The organism is Metapseudomonas boanensis (assembly GCF_018704125.1).
Lineage (GTDB): Bacteria > Pseudomonadota > Gammaproteobacteria > Pseudomonadales > Pseudomonadaceae > Metapseudomonas > Metapseudomonas boanensis.
In genome coordinates, this window is sequence record NZ_JAGTIS010000005.1 from 17,365 (window position 1) to 32,949 (window position 15,585).

The 15,585-nt window shown below is 62.2% G+C and carries 15 protein-coding genes and 1 pseudogene; 3 read left to right on the plus strand and 13 right to left on the minus strand.

Annotated features, from left to right (window positions below; translation table 11 throughout):
* Nucleotides 1–11: 11 nt before the first annotated feature.
* The 3 genes from J7302_RS11140 to J7302_RS11150 form a co-directional block, all read right to left on the minus strand.
* Nucleotides 12–398 carry a YciI family protein gene (locus tag J7302_RS11140; protein WP_215373901.1) on the minus strand — a complete coding sequence of 129 codons (387 nt, stop codon included), beginning with the start codon at nucleotides 396–398 and terminating at the stop codon, nucleotides 12–14.
* Nucleotides 399–664: 266 nt separating this feature from the next.
* Nucleotides 665–1,192 carry an SRPBCC family protein gene (locus J7302_RS11145; RefSeq protein ID WP_215373903.1) on the minus strand — a complete coding sequence of 176 codons (528 nt, stop codon included), beginning with the start codon at nucleotides 1,190–1,192 and terminating at the stop codon, nucleotides 665–667.
* 63 nt (nucleotides 1,193–1,255) lie between these two features.
* A complete protein-coding gene (locus J7302_RS11150) occupies nucleotides 1,256–2,146 on the minus strand; it encodes a LysR family transcriptional regulator (protein WP_215373905.1) in 891 nt (296 codons plus the stop codon).
* 104 nt (nucleotides 2,147–2,250) lie between these two features.
* Here J7302_RS11150 and J7302_RS11155 point away from each other — a divergent pair, with 104 nt between their 5' ends.
* Together J7302_RS11155 and J7302_RS11160 are read left to right on the plus strand one after the other, a co-directional pair.
* The gene (locus tag J7302_RS11155) at nucleotides 2,251–2,973 is read left to right on the plus strand and encodes a CTP synthase C-terminal region-related (seleno)protein (protein WP_215373908.1); all 723 of its coding nucleotides are present in this window, start codon (nucleotides 2,251–2,253) and stop codon (nucleotides 2,971–2,973) included.
* Nucleotides 2,970–3,320 (plus strand): antibiotic biosynthesis monooxygenase family protein, encoded by a 351-nt coding sequence (locus J7302_RS11160; protein WP_215373910.1) that lies wholly within the window; start codon nucleotides 2,970–2,972, stop codon nucleotides 3,318–3,320. The genes J7302_RS11155 and J7302_RS11160 overlap by 4 nt, the downstream gene beginning before the upstream one ends.
* A 36-nt stretch (nucleotides 3,321–3,356) precedes the next feature.
* Here J7302_RS11160 and J7302_RS11165 read toward each other — a convergent pair whose 3' ends face one another.
* The 10 genes and pseudogenes from J7302_RS11165 to J7302_RS11210 all read right to left on the minus strand — a co-directional run bounded on the left by J7302_RS11165 (nucleotide 3,357) and on the right by J7302_RS11210 (nucleotide 14,414).
* Nucleotides 3,357–4,487, minus strand: coding sequence for a TIGR03364 family FAD-dependent oxidoreductase (locus tag J7302_RS11165; RefSeq protein WP_215373912.1), 1,131 nt, complete (start codon nucleotides 4,485–4,487; stop codon nucleotides 3,357–3,359).
* Between the two features lie 97 nt (nucleotides 4,488–4,584).
* Nucleotides 4,585–5,604, minus strand: coding sequence for a putative 2-aminoethylphosphonate ABC transporter substrate-binding protein (locus tag J7302_RS11170; RefSeq protein ID WP_215373915.1), 1,020 nt, complete (start codon nucleotides 5,602–5,604; stop codon nucleotides 4,585–4,587).
* Nucleotides 5,605–5,646: 42 nt separating this feature from the next.
* The gene (locus tag J7302_RS11175) at nucleotides 5,647–7,368 is read right to left on the minus strand and encodes a putative 2-aminoethylphosphonate ABC transporter permease subunit (protein ID WP_215373917.1); all 1,722 of its coding nucleotides are present in this window, start codon (nucleotides 7,366–7,368) and stop codon (nucleotides 5,647–5,649) included.
* Nucleotide 7,369: 1 nt separating this feature from the next.
* Nucleotides 7,370–8,431 carry a putative 2-aminoethylphosphonate ABC transporter ATP-binding protein gene (locus J7302_RS11180; RefSeq protein WP_215373920.1) on the minus strand — a complete coding sequence of 354 codons (1,062 nt, stop codon included), beginning with the start codon at nucleotides 8,429–8,431 and terminating at the stop codon, nucleotides 7,370–7,372.
* 336 nt (nucleotides 8,432–8,767) lie between these two features.
* A complete protein-coding gene (locus J7302_RS11185) occupies nucleotides 8,768–9,631 on the minus strand; it encodes a LysR family transcriptional regulator (protein WP_215373922.1) in 864 nt (287 codons plus the stop codon).
* 188 nt (nucleotides 9,632–9,819) lie between these two features.
* Entirely contained in the window at nucleotides 9,820–10,635 is an 816-nt protein-coding gene (locus tag J7302_RS11190) for a gamma-glutamyl-gamma-aminobutyrate hydrolase family protein (protein WP_215373925.1), read from the minus strand.
* Nucleotides 10,636–11,367: 732 nt separating this feature from the next.
* The gene (locus tag J7302_RS11195; protein WP_215373927.1) at nucleotides 11,368–11,511 is read right to left on the minus strand and encodes a hypothetical protein; all 144 of its coding nucleotides are present in this window, start codon (nucleotides 11,509–11,511) and stop codon (nucleotides 11,368–11,370) included.
* Nucleotides 11,508–11,947: pseudogene (locus tag J7302_RS11200) on the minus strand (SOS response-associated peptidase family protein); the annotation flags it as partial. The pseudogene J7302_RS11200 and the gene J7302_RS11195, both read right to left, overlap by 4 nt.
* A gap of 95 nt (nucleotides 11,948–12,042) precedes the next feature.
* Nucleotides 12,043–12,774, minus strand: a complete 732-nt coding sequence (locus J7302_RS11205; protein ID WP_215373930.1) for a TrmH family RNA methyltransferase — start codon at nucleotides 12,772–12,774, stop codon at nucleotides 12,043–12,045.
* 11 nt (nucleotides 12,775–12,785) lie between these two features.
* Nucleotides 12,786–14,414 (minus strand): NAD(P)/FAD-dependent oxidoreductase, encoded by a 1,629-nt coding sequence (locus J7302_RS11210; RefSeq protein WP_215373932.1) that lies wholly within the window; start codon nucleotides 14,412–14,414, stop codon nucleotides 12,786–12,788.
* Between the two features lie 273 nt (nucleotides 14,415–14,687).
* Between J7302_RS11210 and rlmE the strand changes: the two genes are divergently transcribed.
* Nucleotides 14,688–15,308 (plus strand): 23S rRNA (uridine(2552)-2'-O)-methyltransferase RlmE, encoded by a 621-nt coding sequence (rlmE, locus tag J7302_RS11215; RefSeq protein ID WP_215373934.1) that lies wholly within the window; start codon nucleotides 14,688–14,690, stop codon nucleotides 15,306–15,308.
* The last annotated feature ends 277 nt before the right edge of the window (nucleotides 15,309–15,585 follow it).

Consider the following 15,585-nt stretch of genomic DNA (forward strand, 5'->3'; position numbering starts at 1 on the left):
GGTGCCTGGAGTCAGGACGCGGCCTCGAGGGTGGCGAAGGCCGGCCGGGCGTCCGGTTCGCGGATCGGCCGCACCTCGATACTGCCCAGTCGCCCCGGCGGGATCTTCGCGGCGATCTGCAGGGCCTCATTGAGGTCACGGGCCTCGATCATATAGAAACCACCAAGCTGCTCCTTGGTTTCCGCAAACGGACCATCGGTCATGGTCACCCGTCCGCCCTGATGACGCAGGGTCGTGGCGCTTTGCACCGACTCCAGCGCATTGCCGCCGATATAGTGCCCGCTGGCCTTGAGCTGTTCGCTGTAGTCCAGGCACTCGTTGACGATGGCGTCGAACTCGCTGCTGGGCAGCGCGGCCAGTTTGCGTTCGTCGATGTAGATCATGCACAGGTATTTCATGGTTCGATCCTCGGGGTGGCGTTCGGGGTACTGACACCCATTGGTCGATTGGCGGAGGCGGAAATCGACAGCGTCGATTGATTCGATTGTGGGTGCGAATTCATTCGCAAAGGGTCGCGCAGCCGCCCCATATGGTGAGCTTTGGCAGGCCGTTGGCCTGCTTTGCGAATGAATTCGCCCCCACGAAAAGCGGCATTCGCCGCCTGGACGGATAAAGGATAGCCCCCCATCGCCCCACAGCCCTGCGAACAGCCAAACGGTCGAGCTCACTGTTCAGCGGCGGCCTTGAGGTTGGTCAGGCCCTGATCGAATTTGCCACCCACCATATCGTCCATGTCGAAGAACACCTGCATCAGGCGATGCATGTAGGGTGAGGGTCCGTGCATGGCCCAGGTCACATGGGTGCCACCGTTCGCTGGCGTCAAGGAAAACTCGGCGATGTTGTGCGCTTCGAACGGCTTCTCGAAGTCCAGTTTGATTTCGATGCGCGAGTGCGGAGTGCTCTGGATGATCTGCATGCGTCCGGTCCCCACCTCGTTGACGCCTTGCCAGGAGTAGGCAGCCCCAACCCCTTCATTCGGCCCGGTATAGCTGCGTTTGAGGGCCGGGTCGATTTTTTCCCAGGGTGACCAGGCCTTCCAACGCTTGAAGTCGTTGATCAGCGGGAAGACCTTTTCCGGCGGGGCCTCGATGGTCGCACTGCGCTCGATGCGAAAGCTGTCCGGGCGGATCGCGGCGTAGCCCAGCACGCCGACGATGGCGACTACGATGATGGCGATGATGGCTTTGGTCATGGCGCCCTCCAGGGGGCTGCTGGCTGGTTGAACGGCACTTCGACATCACGTGCAGATTTCAGGTTAGCCGTTTCCACCCAGGGCGCTCGGCAACCGGATGTGCCGTCCCAACTCTTCGAACAGGGTGATCACCGAGCGTAGTGCCCGGCAGTCCGGACGGGTCAGCAGCCAAAGTGCGCTGGCGCATCCAGGCAGGTCGGCCTCCAGCACGCGCAAGCCATCGCCCTGGCTCACGAGGAACTCTGGCAGCGCCGCTACGCCGAGCCCCGCCCGCGCCAGTTGCGCGACGGAAAACATGCTGTTGCAGCGGAAGGAGGGTTGCACCTCGGGGTAGTGCTGACGACGCCAGACCACGCTGGGCTGGTTGGGCAGGAAATCGTCCGGCGCAACCCAGGTCATCTGCGCCGGGTCATCGCTGGCCTGCTGCGCCAGGTAACGCTCCGCCGCGCAGAGCACATAGGGCACCGCGCCCAAGCAACGGCCCACCAGATGGCCCGGCGGCGTGGTGGTCAGCCGCAGGGCGATGTCGGCATCGCGACGGCTCAGGTTGGCGAAATCGTTGGAGGTGGTCAGTTCCAGTTCCAGCGCCGGGTAGTCGGGCATGAAGCGCGCCAGGGCCGGCAGGAGCAGACCGTGCAGCACAGAGTCGGTACAAGTCAGGCGCAGGGTGCCGCTGACGGCCTCACGGCCCTGCTCCAGTCCCAGGCGCGCCGCGTCCAGGGCCTTTTCGGCCTGTTCCGCCTGCTGGGCCAGTAACTGCGCTGCGGCATTGGGCAGGTAGCCCGCACGGCTCTTGTCGAACAGGACGGTGCCCAGTGCCTGCTCCAGCCGGCGCAACGAACGGAACACTGTCGACACGTCCACCTTCAGTATTTCAGCGGCTCGCGCCAGGGTACCGCCGCGAACCAGGGCGAGTACCAGGGACAGGTCCGCGTAGTCGATCCTGTATTGCATTTGCGCAATTGCTCCTTGCTGAATCGCCAATTTTTATTGCCTTTGCGCAACTATATAGTCCGTCCTCAATGGCGCAACCTGCGCCCTCCAACCGAGGACTTTCGATGAAGGATTCGTACCAGTCGCGCCGCTCCTTGCGAATTGGCCTGGTTGGCGACCATGACGCCAGCATTACCGCTCACCGCGCCATTCCCCGCGCCCTTGAGCAGGCCGCCCTGGCCTCCGACGTGACGTTGGATGTGGTCTGGATGCCAACCGAGACGCTGGCTGAAGAATCGCTCGATGGATTCAACGGCCTCTGGTGCGTACCCGGCAGTCCATACCGCGACACTGAAGGCGCCTTGCGCGCCATCACCCACGCACGCGAACAGCGCCTGCCCTTTCTCGGTACCTGCGGCGGCTTCCAGCATGCCGTGCTGGAACATGCGCGCAACGTACTCGGCTGGCAGGATGCCGATCACGCCGAAAGCTTCCCCGAGGCGACTCGCCCGGTGATTTCGCCTCTGGTCTGCGCCTTGCGGGAAACCCTGGAACTGGTGGTGCTGAAGGCCGGCACACGAGTGGCTAACGCCTACAACGCGCCCTATGCGTTCGAGGGGTATTTCTGCGGCTATGGCCTCAATCCTGAATACCGCGCCCAGCTCACCGACGGACCGTTGCGCGTCGCCGCTACCGATTCCAGCGGCACGGTGCGCGCCGTGGAACTGGACGATCACCCTTTTTTCGTCGCCACCTTGTTCCAGCCGGAACGCGCTGCGCTGATCGGCCGCACGCCGCCCCTGGTGTCGGCCTTCATCGATGCCTGCGCCTCCCGGGTGGCAGCATGATCGCCTGCACGCCAGAGCCGCCTTACTACGCCGTGATATTCACCTCACTGCGCAGTGACGTTGAGCAGGATTACGCCACCACCGCGGAACGCATGCTGGAACTGGCGCGCGAGCAACCGGGCTTTCTCGGTGTGGAATCGGCGCGCGGGGCCGATTGGTTGGGTATCACGGTGTCCTACTGGGCGAGCGAAGAAGCCATCCGTGCCTGGCGCGAGCAGGCGGAACACCGGGTGGCGCAACTGCGCGGGCGGGAGGAGTGGTATCGGGCGTTCAGGACACGTGTGGCGCTGGTCGAGCGGGAGCATGGGATGGAGGACCGGTCCCTCTCCCCCTTCCCCGCTCCCTGACGTGGAGAGGGGCTGGGAGAGAGAGCGAAAGGAGCCTCACCCCAGCAACGTCGCCACCGCCCGCTCCGCCAGCGCCGGCCCCACGCTCATCCCCACGCCGGTATGCATCAGCACCGCAGTCACACCCGGCGCAACCCTGAGCACGGAAAACGGCCCTGGCCCGCGTGAGCCGTAGACGCCCTGCCAACGCTCCAACACCTGCAGGCGGGTGCCCAGGGTGTGCTCGGCCAGGTCGAGCATGATGTCGTCCACTGCCTCGGCGTTGAATGGCGAAGCGTCGCTGCCGTAGTGGTGGGAATCGCCGATGATCAGCTCGCCATGGGGCGTAGGGCTGACCAGCAGGTGGATGCCGTGCTCCTCCAACTCGGGCTGCTGGTTCTGGATCTGCTCGCGGATCGCCTCCGCTTCCGGAAGGTCGGCGAAAGCACCGTAATGCACACAGCTGAGGCCAGTGAGCACGGCATGGGCCAGGCCGAAATCCTGTTCGGGGCGCACACGCAGCATTTGCAGGCGACAAACCTGCGGCTGCAATGGCGCGATCTGCTCGGCCAGCAGGGTCTGGTAGTCATGGCCGGAGCACACCAGGATCTGCTCGGCACGGCAACTGCCGAAGGTGGTATGGAGACGTCCCGGCTCGACGTCGCGCACCAGGGTCGAGAAGTGAAACTCAACGCTGTGTTCGCTTTGCAAGTACTCCACCAGTGCCGGGATGGCCTCACGGGAATAAAGCTGCTGGTCGTCCACCCCATGCAGCACAGCGCGGTGGTGACTGAACTGGCCGCGGTAGAGATCAAGCAGACGTGAACCGCGCAGCAACTCCACGCGATAGCCGTACTCCGGGGCGCGAACCTCGCAGAAGGCTTCCAGCAATTCTTCTTCCGCCCGGGTGCGGGCGAACAGCAGCGAGCCATTACGGCGCAGGTGGAAACCGGCTCCTTGCGCCCAGCGCGCCCAGATTTCGCGGCTGTCGCGCGCCATAGCGAGCATCGGCCCCGGCGGCTGGCCGGTGACCAGGGCCTGGCCGAAGTTGCGTACCGAGGCGCCCAAAGGTGTGGCGCTACGCTCGAACACGCTGACGCGCAGACCTCGGCGGGCGGCGGCGTAGGCATGGGACAGACCGAGGATGCCGGCGCCGACGATGGCGAAATCGGTGTCTTGCAGGGGCATGGCTACTCCTTGGAATCGAGTGAGGCCCAGCCCCTCTCACCCCAACCCATCTCCCGAAAGGAGAGGGGCCAGACGAGCAAGGGGCCAGGTCGGTTCATTACTGCGGCAGCTTCTCGGACTTGCCGTCGTAGCGCTTGCGCCATTCGGCGAGGATCTGGTCGCGGTTCTGCGAGGCCCAGGCGAAGTCGTTCTTGATCAGGCGCTGTTCGTAGTCGGCCGGCAGTTCGGTCTGCGGCCTGGCGATGCCGGGGGCAGCGAGGACAGCGAAGTTTTCCTTGTACAACTCCATGGCGGCAGGGCTGGAGGAGAAGTCAGCGAGCTTCTTCGCCGCCTCCAACTGGTCAGTACCCTTGACGATGCCGGTGGCTTCGATTTCCCAGCCCAGACCTTCCTTCGGCAGCACGATATCCAACGGGGCACCCTGGCGCTTCAGCTGTACAGCCGGGTATTCGAAGGAGATGCCGATGGGGAACTCCCCCGCTGCGGCCAGCTTGCAGGGCTTGGATCCGGAATGGACGTACTGGCCGATGTTCTGGTGCAGGCCATCCATATAGGTCCAGCCCTGCTTCTCGCCGAAGGTCTGCAGCCAGGCGCTGACGTCGAGGAAGCCGGTGCCAGAGGAGGCGGGGTTGGGCATGACGATCTTGCCCTTGTATTCGGGCTTGGTCAGGTCCTGCCAGCTGATGGGCTTTTCCAGGCCCAGCTTCTCGGCTTCGACGGTGTTGAAACAGATGGTGGCGGCCCACACGTCCATACCGACCCAGGCCGGTGGGCTGGCGGCGTCGCGGTAGTTGGCGCCGATGCTGTCCAGGTGTTTGGGTGCGTATTTCTCCAGCATGCCCTGCGCATCGAGGATGGCCAGGCTGGAAGCGGCCAGGCCCCACACCGCGTCAGCCTGCGGACGACCCTTCTCGGCCAGCAGCTTGGCGGTGATGATGCCGGTGGAATCACGCACCCATTTGATCTCGATATCCGGGTTCTGCGCTTCGAAGGCCTTCTTGTAGGCGGACAGCTGCTCGGCTTCCAGGGCGGTGTAGACGGTCAGCTCGGTAGCGGCCTGGACCTGGAAGTTGAAGCCGGCTGCAACGGCAGCGGCGAGGGCGAGGCGTTTGAACATGGTGAAGCTCCTTGTCGGGATAGTCAGTGCTCGAGTGATTATTCAGGTGGTCGCCGAGGCGCCTCGCCGCCAGGCCTGGGAACGACGCACGAGGCCGCGCGAGGTCCAGGCCAGCAGCAGCGAAACCACGGCGGATGTGAGCAGGATCAGGGTGGACATGGCAGCCGCGCCGCCGACGTTGCCGGCGTCGTCCATGTTCAGCACGGCGACCGCGGCGAGGATGCTGTCCGGGCTGTAGAGGAAGATCGCGGCGGATACCGTGGTCATGGCCGAGACGAATAGGTAGCGGACGATATCCAGCAGCGCTGGCAGACAAATCGGCACCGTCACCCGCAGGTAGTGGCGCCACAGCGGCGCCTTGAGCGACAGCGCAGCGGCCTCGAACTCGCCATCCAGCTGGCGCAATGCTGTGGTGGCGGTCATCTGCGCAGTGGTGAGGAAGTGCGCGATGGAGCACACCACCAGCAGGGTCATGCTGCCGTAGAGCGCATGCAGAGGATTGCCCGGAAGGTTGAAGAAAAAGACATAGCCAAGGCCGAGCACCAGGCCAGGCACCGCCATGGGCACGAAGCTGAGCAGGCGCAGCGCCTGGTTCAGCCAGGCCTGGCCGCGAGTCTTCTCCATCAGGTAGGCACCGGTGAAGATCAGCACGCTGCCGAACAGGGCGGTACAGGTGGCCAGGGTCAGGCTGTTGCGGTAGGCCAGCCAGCCGCCGCCGGCGGTTTCCTCGAAGGCGTAGTGACGCAACGACAGCGACAGGTTGTAGGGCCAGAACTTCACCAGCGAGGAGTACACGGCCATGCCCAGCACCAGCAGCAGTACCGCGCACACCAGGACCACCAAGGCCAGGAAGCACGCATCACGTTGCTTGCACGGGGCCGGATGGAACACCTGGGCGCGACCGCTCATGGCCTCGCCCTGGCGGCGGCGCAGCCAGGCATCCACGCCAAAGCTGAGCAGCGCCGGCAGCAGCAGGACCATGCCGATCAGCGCGCCACGGCCGAACTGCTGCTGCCCCACCACGGCCTTGTAGGCCTCCAGCGCCAGCACCTGGTAGTCGCCACCGACGACAACGGGCACGCCGAAGTCGGTGATGGTCAGGGTGAACACCAGGCAGAAGGCGGCGAACACCGCCTGACGGGTCGCCGGCCAGGTGATGCTGCAAAAGGCCTTCCAGGACCCCGCGCCCATGCTGGCAGCCGCGTCGAACAAGCGCGCGTCGGCCATCGACAGTGCCGAGAGCAACACCATCAGCGCATGGGGAAAGGTGTAAATGGCCTCGCCCAGGACGATGCCCCAGTAACCGTAGATGTTGTCCGGCAACCAGTCGCGCAGAAGGCCCTGGTTGCCGAAGAGATAAATCAGCGCAATGCCTGGCAGCATCGACGGCGCCAGCAGTGGAAGCAGGGAGATCCCCCGCCACAGGCCCTTGGCCGGGATGAGCGTGCGTTGCAGCGCATAGGCAAAGAGATAGGCCAGCGGCACCACGATGGCGGCAACGCTCAGCGACACCTTGAGACTGTTGCCCAGCAACCAGTGGAAGTTGGCGCTGGCCAGCAGCTCCCTCGCCGCCACCAGACCACCGCCCTGCCCGGCCTCGCCGCTGAAGCCACGCCAGAAGATCGCCAGCAGCGGCATCAGCACGGCCAGGGTCAGAACAGCCAGAAGCAGCAACTTGCCGCCCTGGACGAACAGGCGGTCACCCAGGTCGATTCGCACGGCGCGTCTGGCCTGGTTTTTTTCGAGCTTGATGACGCTGCCCATCTCAGGCGAACACCTGCAGGCTGCGCGGCGGCAATGCCACCCAGATATCCGGCGAGCCCAGGCGCGGCATGCTCTCGGGATCCAGCTCAGCGAGCAGCGCATGACCCGGCAGTTGCTCCAGCTCGAAGCTCATGCGGCAACGGTTGCCGAGGAAAGTGATCTCACGCACCTGGGCGCGGAAGCGGTTGTCCTGCGCATCGGCCGGGTTGATGGCAACGGCCTCCGGGCGGCAGAACAGGCGACCGCGCTGGGCAGGGCCTGCCTGCTCCGACAAGCGCAGGCTGAGGGCGCCGACCTGAGCCAGGCCACGCTCGCGGGACTCGAACGGCAACCAGTTGCCCTGGCCGACGAACTCGGCAACGAAGGGCGTGGCCGGCTGACGATAAATCTCCTGCGGGGTGCCGTACTGCTCCACGCGGCCCTGGTTCATCACCGCGATGCGGTCGGCCATCAGCATGGCCTCGTCCTGGTTGTGGGTCACCATCAGGGTCGTAATGCCCAGTCGTTTCTGTAGCTGGCGCAGTTCGGTGCAGAGGTGCTCGCGCACGCGGGCATCGAGCGCCGACATGGGTTCGTCGAGCAGCAACAGCGAAGGCGCCGGTGCCAAGGCGCGAGCCAGGGCCACGCGTTGTTGCTGACCACCGGAGAGCTGGCTGGGGAATTTCTTTTCGCTGCCAGCCAGGCCGACCAGTTCGAGCATCTCTGCCACTCGATTACGCACCTGCTCGCGACCGCTGCCGGCCAGGCCATAGGCAATGTTCTGCTCCACGGTCAGGTTGGGAAACAGCGCATAGGACTGGAACAGGATGCCGTAACCACGGGCCTGCGGCGGCAACAGCGAAATGTCGCGCTGGCCAATGTGCAGGCTGCCGCTGTCCTGCTGCTCGAGGCCGGCGATGCAGCGCAGCAACGTGGTCTTGCCACACCCGGAGGGCCCGAGCAGGCACACCAGTTCGCCTTTATCGGTATCCAGCGAAACACCGCCCAAGGCAGTGAAATGGCCGAAGCGTTTATGGATGTCGCGCACCCGCAAATGCGGGGCGGCGTGCTGGGCGGGGTTCATGGCGGTACCTCGTAAGCGGTTGGCGTGCGGCAGGGCACGACAGGACGAGGTAGATGCTAGGGACGGAATGCGAAGACTAGATGGCGGTTAACCCAAGTACGCCGATAGTGGCATTGGTGGATTTGGGATGTGGCGGCCCTCCCCCGCCGCCTCTCCCTGAACAGGAGAGGGGTGACTCGCGCCTGATGACTTTGCGTGCAGCCGACCAGCTCGGCGCTTGTCCGAGCGGCATAGCCATGAACGTAGGATGGGTGGAGCAACGCGGTACCCATCAGGACCGCAACGATGGATATCGCTGCGCTCTGCCTGCGCGGCCCGCCCCATCCTACAGTCGTCTTAGCGCTCGGTGCCTTCCCGCGCCAACGCCAGGAACGCCGCGGGCAGCCGCGCCTGGCGCCGCTCCTTCAGGCAATAGAGATATTCATCGATGCAGGGCGCACCCTTGAGCTCCAGCACGCACAAGTCCGGGTTATCCGGCACCTCATGGCGAGCGATGATGCTGATGCCGAGGTTGCGGATCACCGCCTCGCGTATGGACTCGCGGCTGCCGATCTCCAGCAACGGTCCAATGCCGATGCTGGCCTCCTTGAGCATCGCCTCGGTGAGCTGGCGGGTCGTCGATCCCGGCTCACGCATCAGCAGGCAATGGCCTTTCAGGGCGTCGAACCCCACGGATTTGCACTTGGCCAGCGGATGCTCACGATGCACAGCCAGCACCAGTGGGTCGCTGCCGAGGACCACACGGGTCAGGCGGGCGTCGTCCAGACGTTGGGAGGAAGCCGCGAGATCGACGCGATACTCTTCAAGGGCCTCGATCACCTGTTGGGAATTGCCAATTTCTACCGACACGTCCGTCTGCGGGAAGCGCTCACGGAAGCTGCGCACCAGGTCGAGGATGTAATACGGTGCCGTCGCGCCGATGCGCAGCGTGCCCTGGACCTGGCCGCAATTACGCAGGAAAAACTCAATGTCGGCTTCCTGTTGCAGCAGGTTCTTAACCATTGGTACCAGGCGAGCGCCTTCCTCGCTCACCACCAGCCGCCGGCCACCACGATGGAACAGCTCCACGCCGTACTGGCTTTCCAGATGGCGGATCTGCGTGGTCACCGTGGGCTGGCTGAGACCGAGCTTCTTCCCTGCCTGGGTAATGCTGCCCAGGCGGGCGACCATGTAGAAGGCCTTGAGCTCAGCGCTGAGCATGGGATTGTCCTTTAGGGTGGCTCGCCACTGTTCGTTCCATCCGCCGTCTGCTGCACGAAAATCACGGCATTGTGCATCCTCCCGACGTCGATGCAATCGTCGAACGGTCGGTGATGGAAAGAGCGTTTCACAGCACATACAAAAAAGCCCGACTCTCGAGCCGGGCTTTTCACCGATAAGTCGCTGCGTTATGCGGCGGTATCGAATGCCTTCCCTTGCGACTTATCCCGCACCTGTTGGCGACATGCTTCGCCAAAGGCCTGGAACAGTTTCACCGAGTCGGGGTTCTGTGCAGCCTGCCATTCCGGGTGCCATTGCACCGCGAACAGGAACGGCGAAATGCTTGGCGCGTGGATCGCCTCGACCAGACCATCCTCGGCGAACGCAATGGCTTCAATGCCCTTGCCGAGGTTTTTCAGGCCCTGGCCGTGCAGTGAGTTGACGCGGATTTCATCGGCTTGCAGAAGCTTGTGCAGCCAGCTGTTCGGCAGCGGGCGGACGCCATGGACAGCACTGTATTGCACGTCCACGGGGTCTTCAGTGTTTTCGCGGTGGTCATTGAAGCCAGGCTCGGCATACAGCTTCTGATACATGTCACCGCCCAACGCCACGTTGATTTCCTGCATACCGCGGCAGATGCCAAAGATCGGCAGGCCACGAGCGATTGCAGCGCGGATGAGGGGAAGGTCGAACAGGTCGCGATCCCTGTCCTGGCCTTTTTCGGGAGTCTCGTTTTCCTGGCCGTAGAGCGCAGGGTCGATGTTGCTGCCGGCGCCAGTCAGATAGACACCGTCGGCCATATCCAGATATTGCTCGAGGTCGTCGGTACCGCAGCAGGTCGGTACCAGTACTGGCACGCAATCTGCCAGCTCAACCAATGGGACGATGTATTTGTGGGTCATCACCTGATAGTCATGGCCCTTGCGTTCCTGGGCACCCATGGACATCAGGACGACTGGTTTACGGAGTTTCTGATTCTTATTGCCAATGTTGCTGTTGGACATATATCACCTTGAGACAAGCGCAGCCTGTCGTTGTTGTGCAGGCGCGCCGCTCCAGGCTGGCGCTACCTGAGGTTCCGAGCACTGCCGCAAACGCAGCCTGAATGCCGATTCACGGTCGAAACCTGCCCAATAGACTGCCAGAGCCGTTAAATATGTCAAACAATATGACCGCCACCCGTCCAAAATAATGGCCATACACTCACGGAAATCACCTTTAACTAACTGTTTTATAACGTTTTTTATCAATCGGCCGACTCGGAAAGGTTCAATATCTTAAACGGCCGTTGTTGATTTATGCACAAACAGCCTACGACCGTGTTTGGACGATGACCCCGTCTCAGGCTGGCAACTCCACCACTATGGATACGCTAAAAAGGGACAGCTGCGATTCTCTGGCAGGGAAGGACTGGGCGCCGTAGGTGAATAGAACAATAAGGGGCTATCGGCTCGAACTGACAGACGGGCTTGCGTGGGAAGCACGAAAAGCAAGGGGTAGGCGAAGACCTCGTGAGTCTCTGCGACTGCCCCTTACCGACAGAATGTGGCCCGTCATGCCACGTTGTATCTAGCGACAGCGAGCAGGCTATCGACAACGTTCTGGCAGAAAGCTCGAATCGACTCGCACGCTTTTTTCAGCGAAGCGTCATCTCGCTTTCTTGGCGGCCTCTGGTCATGCAAGCAGTGGTCAGTGGGAACGAACATGGATGGCCACGCGAGACGCAATTTCGCAACCTATTCCCAGTCGTCCGGCCGCTTGTCCTTGCTGGGTGCGTTGTTGCTCATACGCTTAACGTCCGGAGCCGGAACTGTCTCCGGCGGCTTGCTGGGGCCTTGGGGCTTCGGATCGGGCGTGCGGACATTCGGGTCTGTACTCATGGTGTGATCCTCCACCTGATCAGCTGTCCATTTAAGCGCAGCACATGATGCAGGATGGCGTTGGGCACCTGGACGAGAGGATGGCCGATCGGCTCGATCAAGCCGGGTAGGTCATTGCGCAGGTTTCCCACATCCTTGCTGACCGGGAAACATTCGAAGATTTCGGACGGCTCGCCCTGGTGCAAGATCATCGCCTCGGCGCGCTCTTTGGGCGTGGTTGGGTCCAGCCATTCCTGGGCAAGGTCGGGAGGAAACACCATCACTTGCGGTCGTGGATGTCGACCATGCCGCTTTGGCTATCGGCGGTGATGATCACGAAACCGTCGTGCTCGCTGAGTTCGTGATTCATCAGCGGGAACTGACCGATGCTGCCGCAGAGCGTGGGCTTCCGGTCGCGTCGGCGAATGAAGTAGGAGTTTTTACACAGCCTGGGCCCATAGCGGCCATTGACGAGTGGCTGAACTATCCCGGGTCTTTGAGAGACCTGGGATTGAGCGGGATTTCCAAACCAGAGAACGGCTCCCTGATCCGCTATCTGTTCAGTTCGTACGCGCACATATTGACTGTCGCGGCCAGGTTCAGCGATTCGATGGCGCCACAACCGGAAATCGTAAAAGGTTGGGCGTTGAGTGCGATCAGTTGCTCGCGGGGCACGCCGCGTGCTTCGTTGCCGAACAGATAACAATCGAACGTCTTGAAACTGGCGGATTGGACGCGGTCGCCATTCATATCCAGACAGGCAATGCGCTCAAAGCGCGTGCGTAAGGAATCCAATTCCACATCCAGTTCCATGGGCGCATGAAAAATGGCGCCCATGCTGGAGCGCACGACTTTGGGGTTATACGGATCAACGCTGCCGGGACTGAGCAGGCAGCGGAAATTACCGAACCACGCCAACGTGCGCAGGATGGTGCCGAGATTGCCCGGGTCCTGAATCTCATGCAGGTAAATGGCGCGCTCGTTACCAGCGGGTGCAGAAACCGGCGCGGCTGTCGCCGGCATTGGCACCAGCGCAATGATTCCCTGTGGTGTCTTGGTGTCGGCGATCTGCGCCATTTGGCGGTCATTGATCACATGGGTTTCAAATGGGCTTTGCCAGTGCTCGTAGGCGCCGGTTACATACAGCTGACTGCGCTGTAGCAGCGGATTCTGCAAGGCCGCTTTTTGTAATTCCAGCAACAGATGTTCGCCCTCCACCAGAAAATGACCGAACTCGGCCCGGTACTTTTTCTGGTGAAGTTTTTTAATGTCATCGAGCTTCATCAATGCGGCGCTCAGTTGCTCTGCACTTGTATATCGGACAGAAGCGACTTGGCCACCGCTTCGGCGACTTTGATGCCATCCACGCCCGCCGACAAGATGCCCCCCGCATAACCGGCGCCTTCACCGGCCGGATACAGGCCTCGCAGGTTGAGGCTTTGCAATGTCTCGTGGTCGCGGGTGATGCGGACTGGGGAAGAGGTGCGGGTTTCGATACCGGTGAGCACCGCGTCATCGCGATCAAAACCGCGTATCTGCTTGCCAAATGCCGGCAGCGCCTCGCGGATGGCCTCGATCGCATACTCCGGCAGCGAGGGCGCAAGATCGCCCAGGCGCACGCCGGGTTTGTAGGAGGGTTCCACCTCGCCAAATTCGGTCGACGGCACTCCGCGAATGAAGTCGCCCACCAATTGCGCGGGCGCGCAGTAATCGCTACCGCCCAATTCATAGGCGCGGGACTCCAGACGCTCCTGGAACTCCACTCCGGCCAGCGGGCCGCCTGGGAAATCCTGCTCCGGATTGATGCCGACGACGATGCCAGCATTCGCATTGCGTTCGTTGCGCGAGTACTGGCTCATGCCGTTGGTAACGACGCGCTCCGGCTCGGACGTGGCCGCCACCACTGTGCCGCCGGGGCACATGCAGAAGCTGTAGACGGCGCGGCCATTCCTGGCGTGATGCACCAGTTTGTAGTCGGCAGCGCCGAGCTCCGGATGGCCGGCGTATTTGCCCAGTCTGGCCTGGTCGATCATGCCTTGCGGGTGTTCGATGCGAAAACCCACGGCAAAGGGTTTGGCCTCGATAAACACGCCCTGCCGGTGCAGCATACGAAAGGTATCGCGGGAGCTGTGGCCCAGCGCCAGCACCACATGGCGACTGCGGATTGTTTCACCACTGGCCAGCACCACGCCCTCAAGCTGGCCATCGTCGATCAGCAGATCGGTAACCTTGCTTTCAAATCGCACCTCGCCGCCGAGGGCGATAATCTCCTCGCGCATGGCGGATACCACGCCGGTGAGACGGAAGGTGCCGATATGCGGCTTGCTCACGTACATGATCTCTTCCGGAGCGCCGGCGCGTACAAACTCCTGCATCACCTTACGGGCGTAGAACTTGGGGTCTTTGATCTGGCTGTAGAGTTTGCCGTCCGAGAACAGGCCGGCACCGCCCTCGCCGAATTGCACGTTGGACTCCGGGGTCAGGACCTTCTTGCGCCACAGTGCCCAGGTATCCTTGGTGCGGCGGCGCACATCCTTGCCGCGCTCCAGCACAATGGGTTTGAACCCCATCTGCGCGAGCAGCAGCGCTGCGAACAATCCACAGGGGCCAAAGCCTACGACCAGCGGCCGCTCGCTCAAGTTGCCTGGCGCTTGTCCTATTGGATAGTACTGGGTGTCCGGGGCTGGACGTACGTTCTGGTCATCGGCAAGGCGCGTCAGGATTGCCGCCTCTTCGCGGACCTCCAGATCGATGATGTAGATGAATAGGATGACGCTGTTCTTCTTGCGGGCATCGTAGCTGCGCTTGAACACGGTGAAGTTCAGCAGATCGGCGTCGCTGATACTCAGGCGTTTGACGATGGCCTTGCGCAGCTCATCGGCGGAGTGATCGAGGGGCAGGGACAGTTCGGTGATGCGAATCATGGCGGTAATCCTGGCCGGTGACTCCGGCAAAGGAAAGAACAGAAGAAGGAAGTAAGGCGCGAATTGTACCCGCCACCGCCCGCCCCTGTCAGGCCTGGCATGATGGTTCTCCGTAAAGCGCCGTGTGGGTCGGCGCTGTGCGATCCCTGCCCCGCGGATTTAACCTGAGCATTATTATCGGCTTATAATCGCCGCCACTTTGCGTCCAACAGCTTTCCCTCTGTCCCGTGCGTTGGTCCGCTCCTCACATTGATTTCCGTGGTTGGCTCAATCATGAAACGATCCAAAAGCAGCCGTCGCTGGCTGGATGAACACGTCAACGACCCCTACGTCAAACAGGCTCAGAAGGATGGCTTACGTTCCCGTGCCAGCTACAAGCTGATCGAGCTGAACGAGAAGGACAAGCTGATACGCCCCGGCATGCTGGTCATGGATCTTGGCTCCGCTCCCGGCGGCTGGTCGCAGGTGGCCGGACGTCTCGTGGGCGAAAAGGGACGGGTTCTGGCCAGCGACATTCTGCCGATGGACCCGCTGGATAACGTCGACTTCATTCAGGGCGACTTTACCGACGACGCCGTGTTCCAACAGCTTCTCGACAAGCTCAACGGCAGCCAGCCCGATCTGATCATCTCCGACATCGCCCCCAATATCAGCGGCGTCGCTGCCGCTGACCAGGCCTCCTCGATGTATCTGGTCGAACTCGTCCTCGATATGGTCCGGCAGGTGCTCAAGCCCAATGGCAACTTTGTGGCCAAGGTCTTTCAGGGCGAAGGCTCGGACGAGTTTCTGAAGGACGTTCGCACCTCATTCGAGAAGGTGGTGATACGCAAACCAGAGTCGTCGCGGCCACGGTCGAGGGAGGTTTATCTGGTGGCGAAGGGGTTCAAAGGGTAAGGCGCCCGCGCGCTGAAATGCGATCGAGCTCACTTCGATGGTGACGCAGGCTCGACCCGGGCGATTCACCCATTAATCAGTAGGGAACAGACCACGGTTTTGGCTTGAATGATCAAGCAGAAGCGAAATTAATCGTCGTCCCCTATTGCTATGCAGGTCTGTGACCGCACCCGGACACTTCGGCGGCACCAACATTTTCTGGGGTGGATTACCGCCAGGGCGGTAAGCAGTAGGGCCAGCCTTGCCGCTTGATCCATATGGGTGACAGGCGCGACTC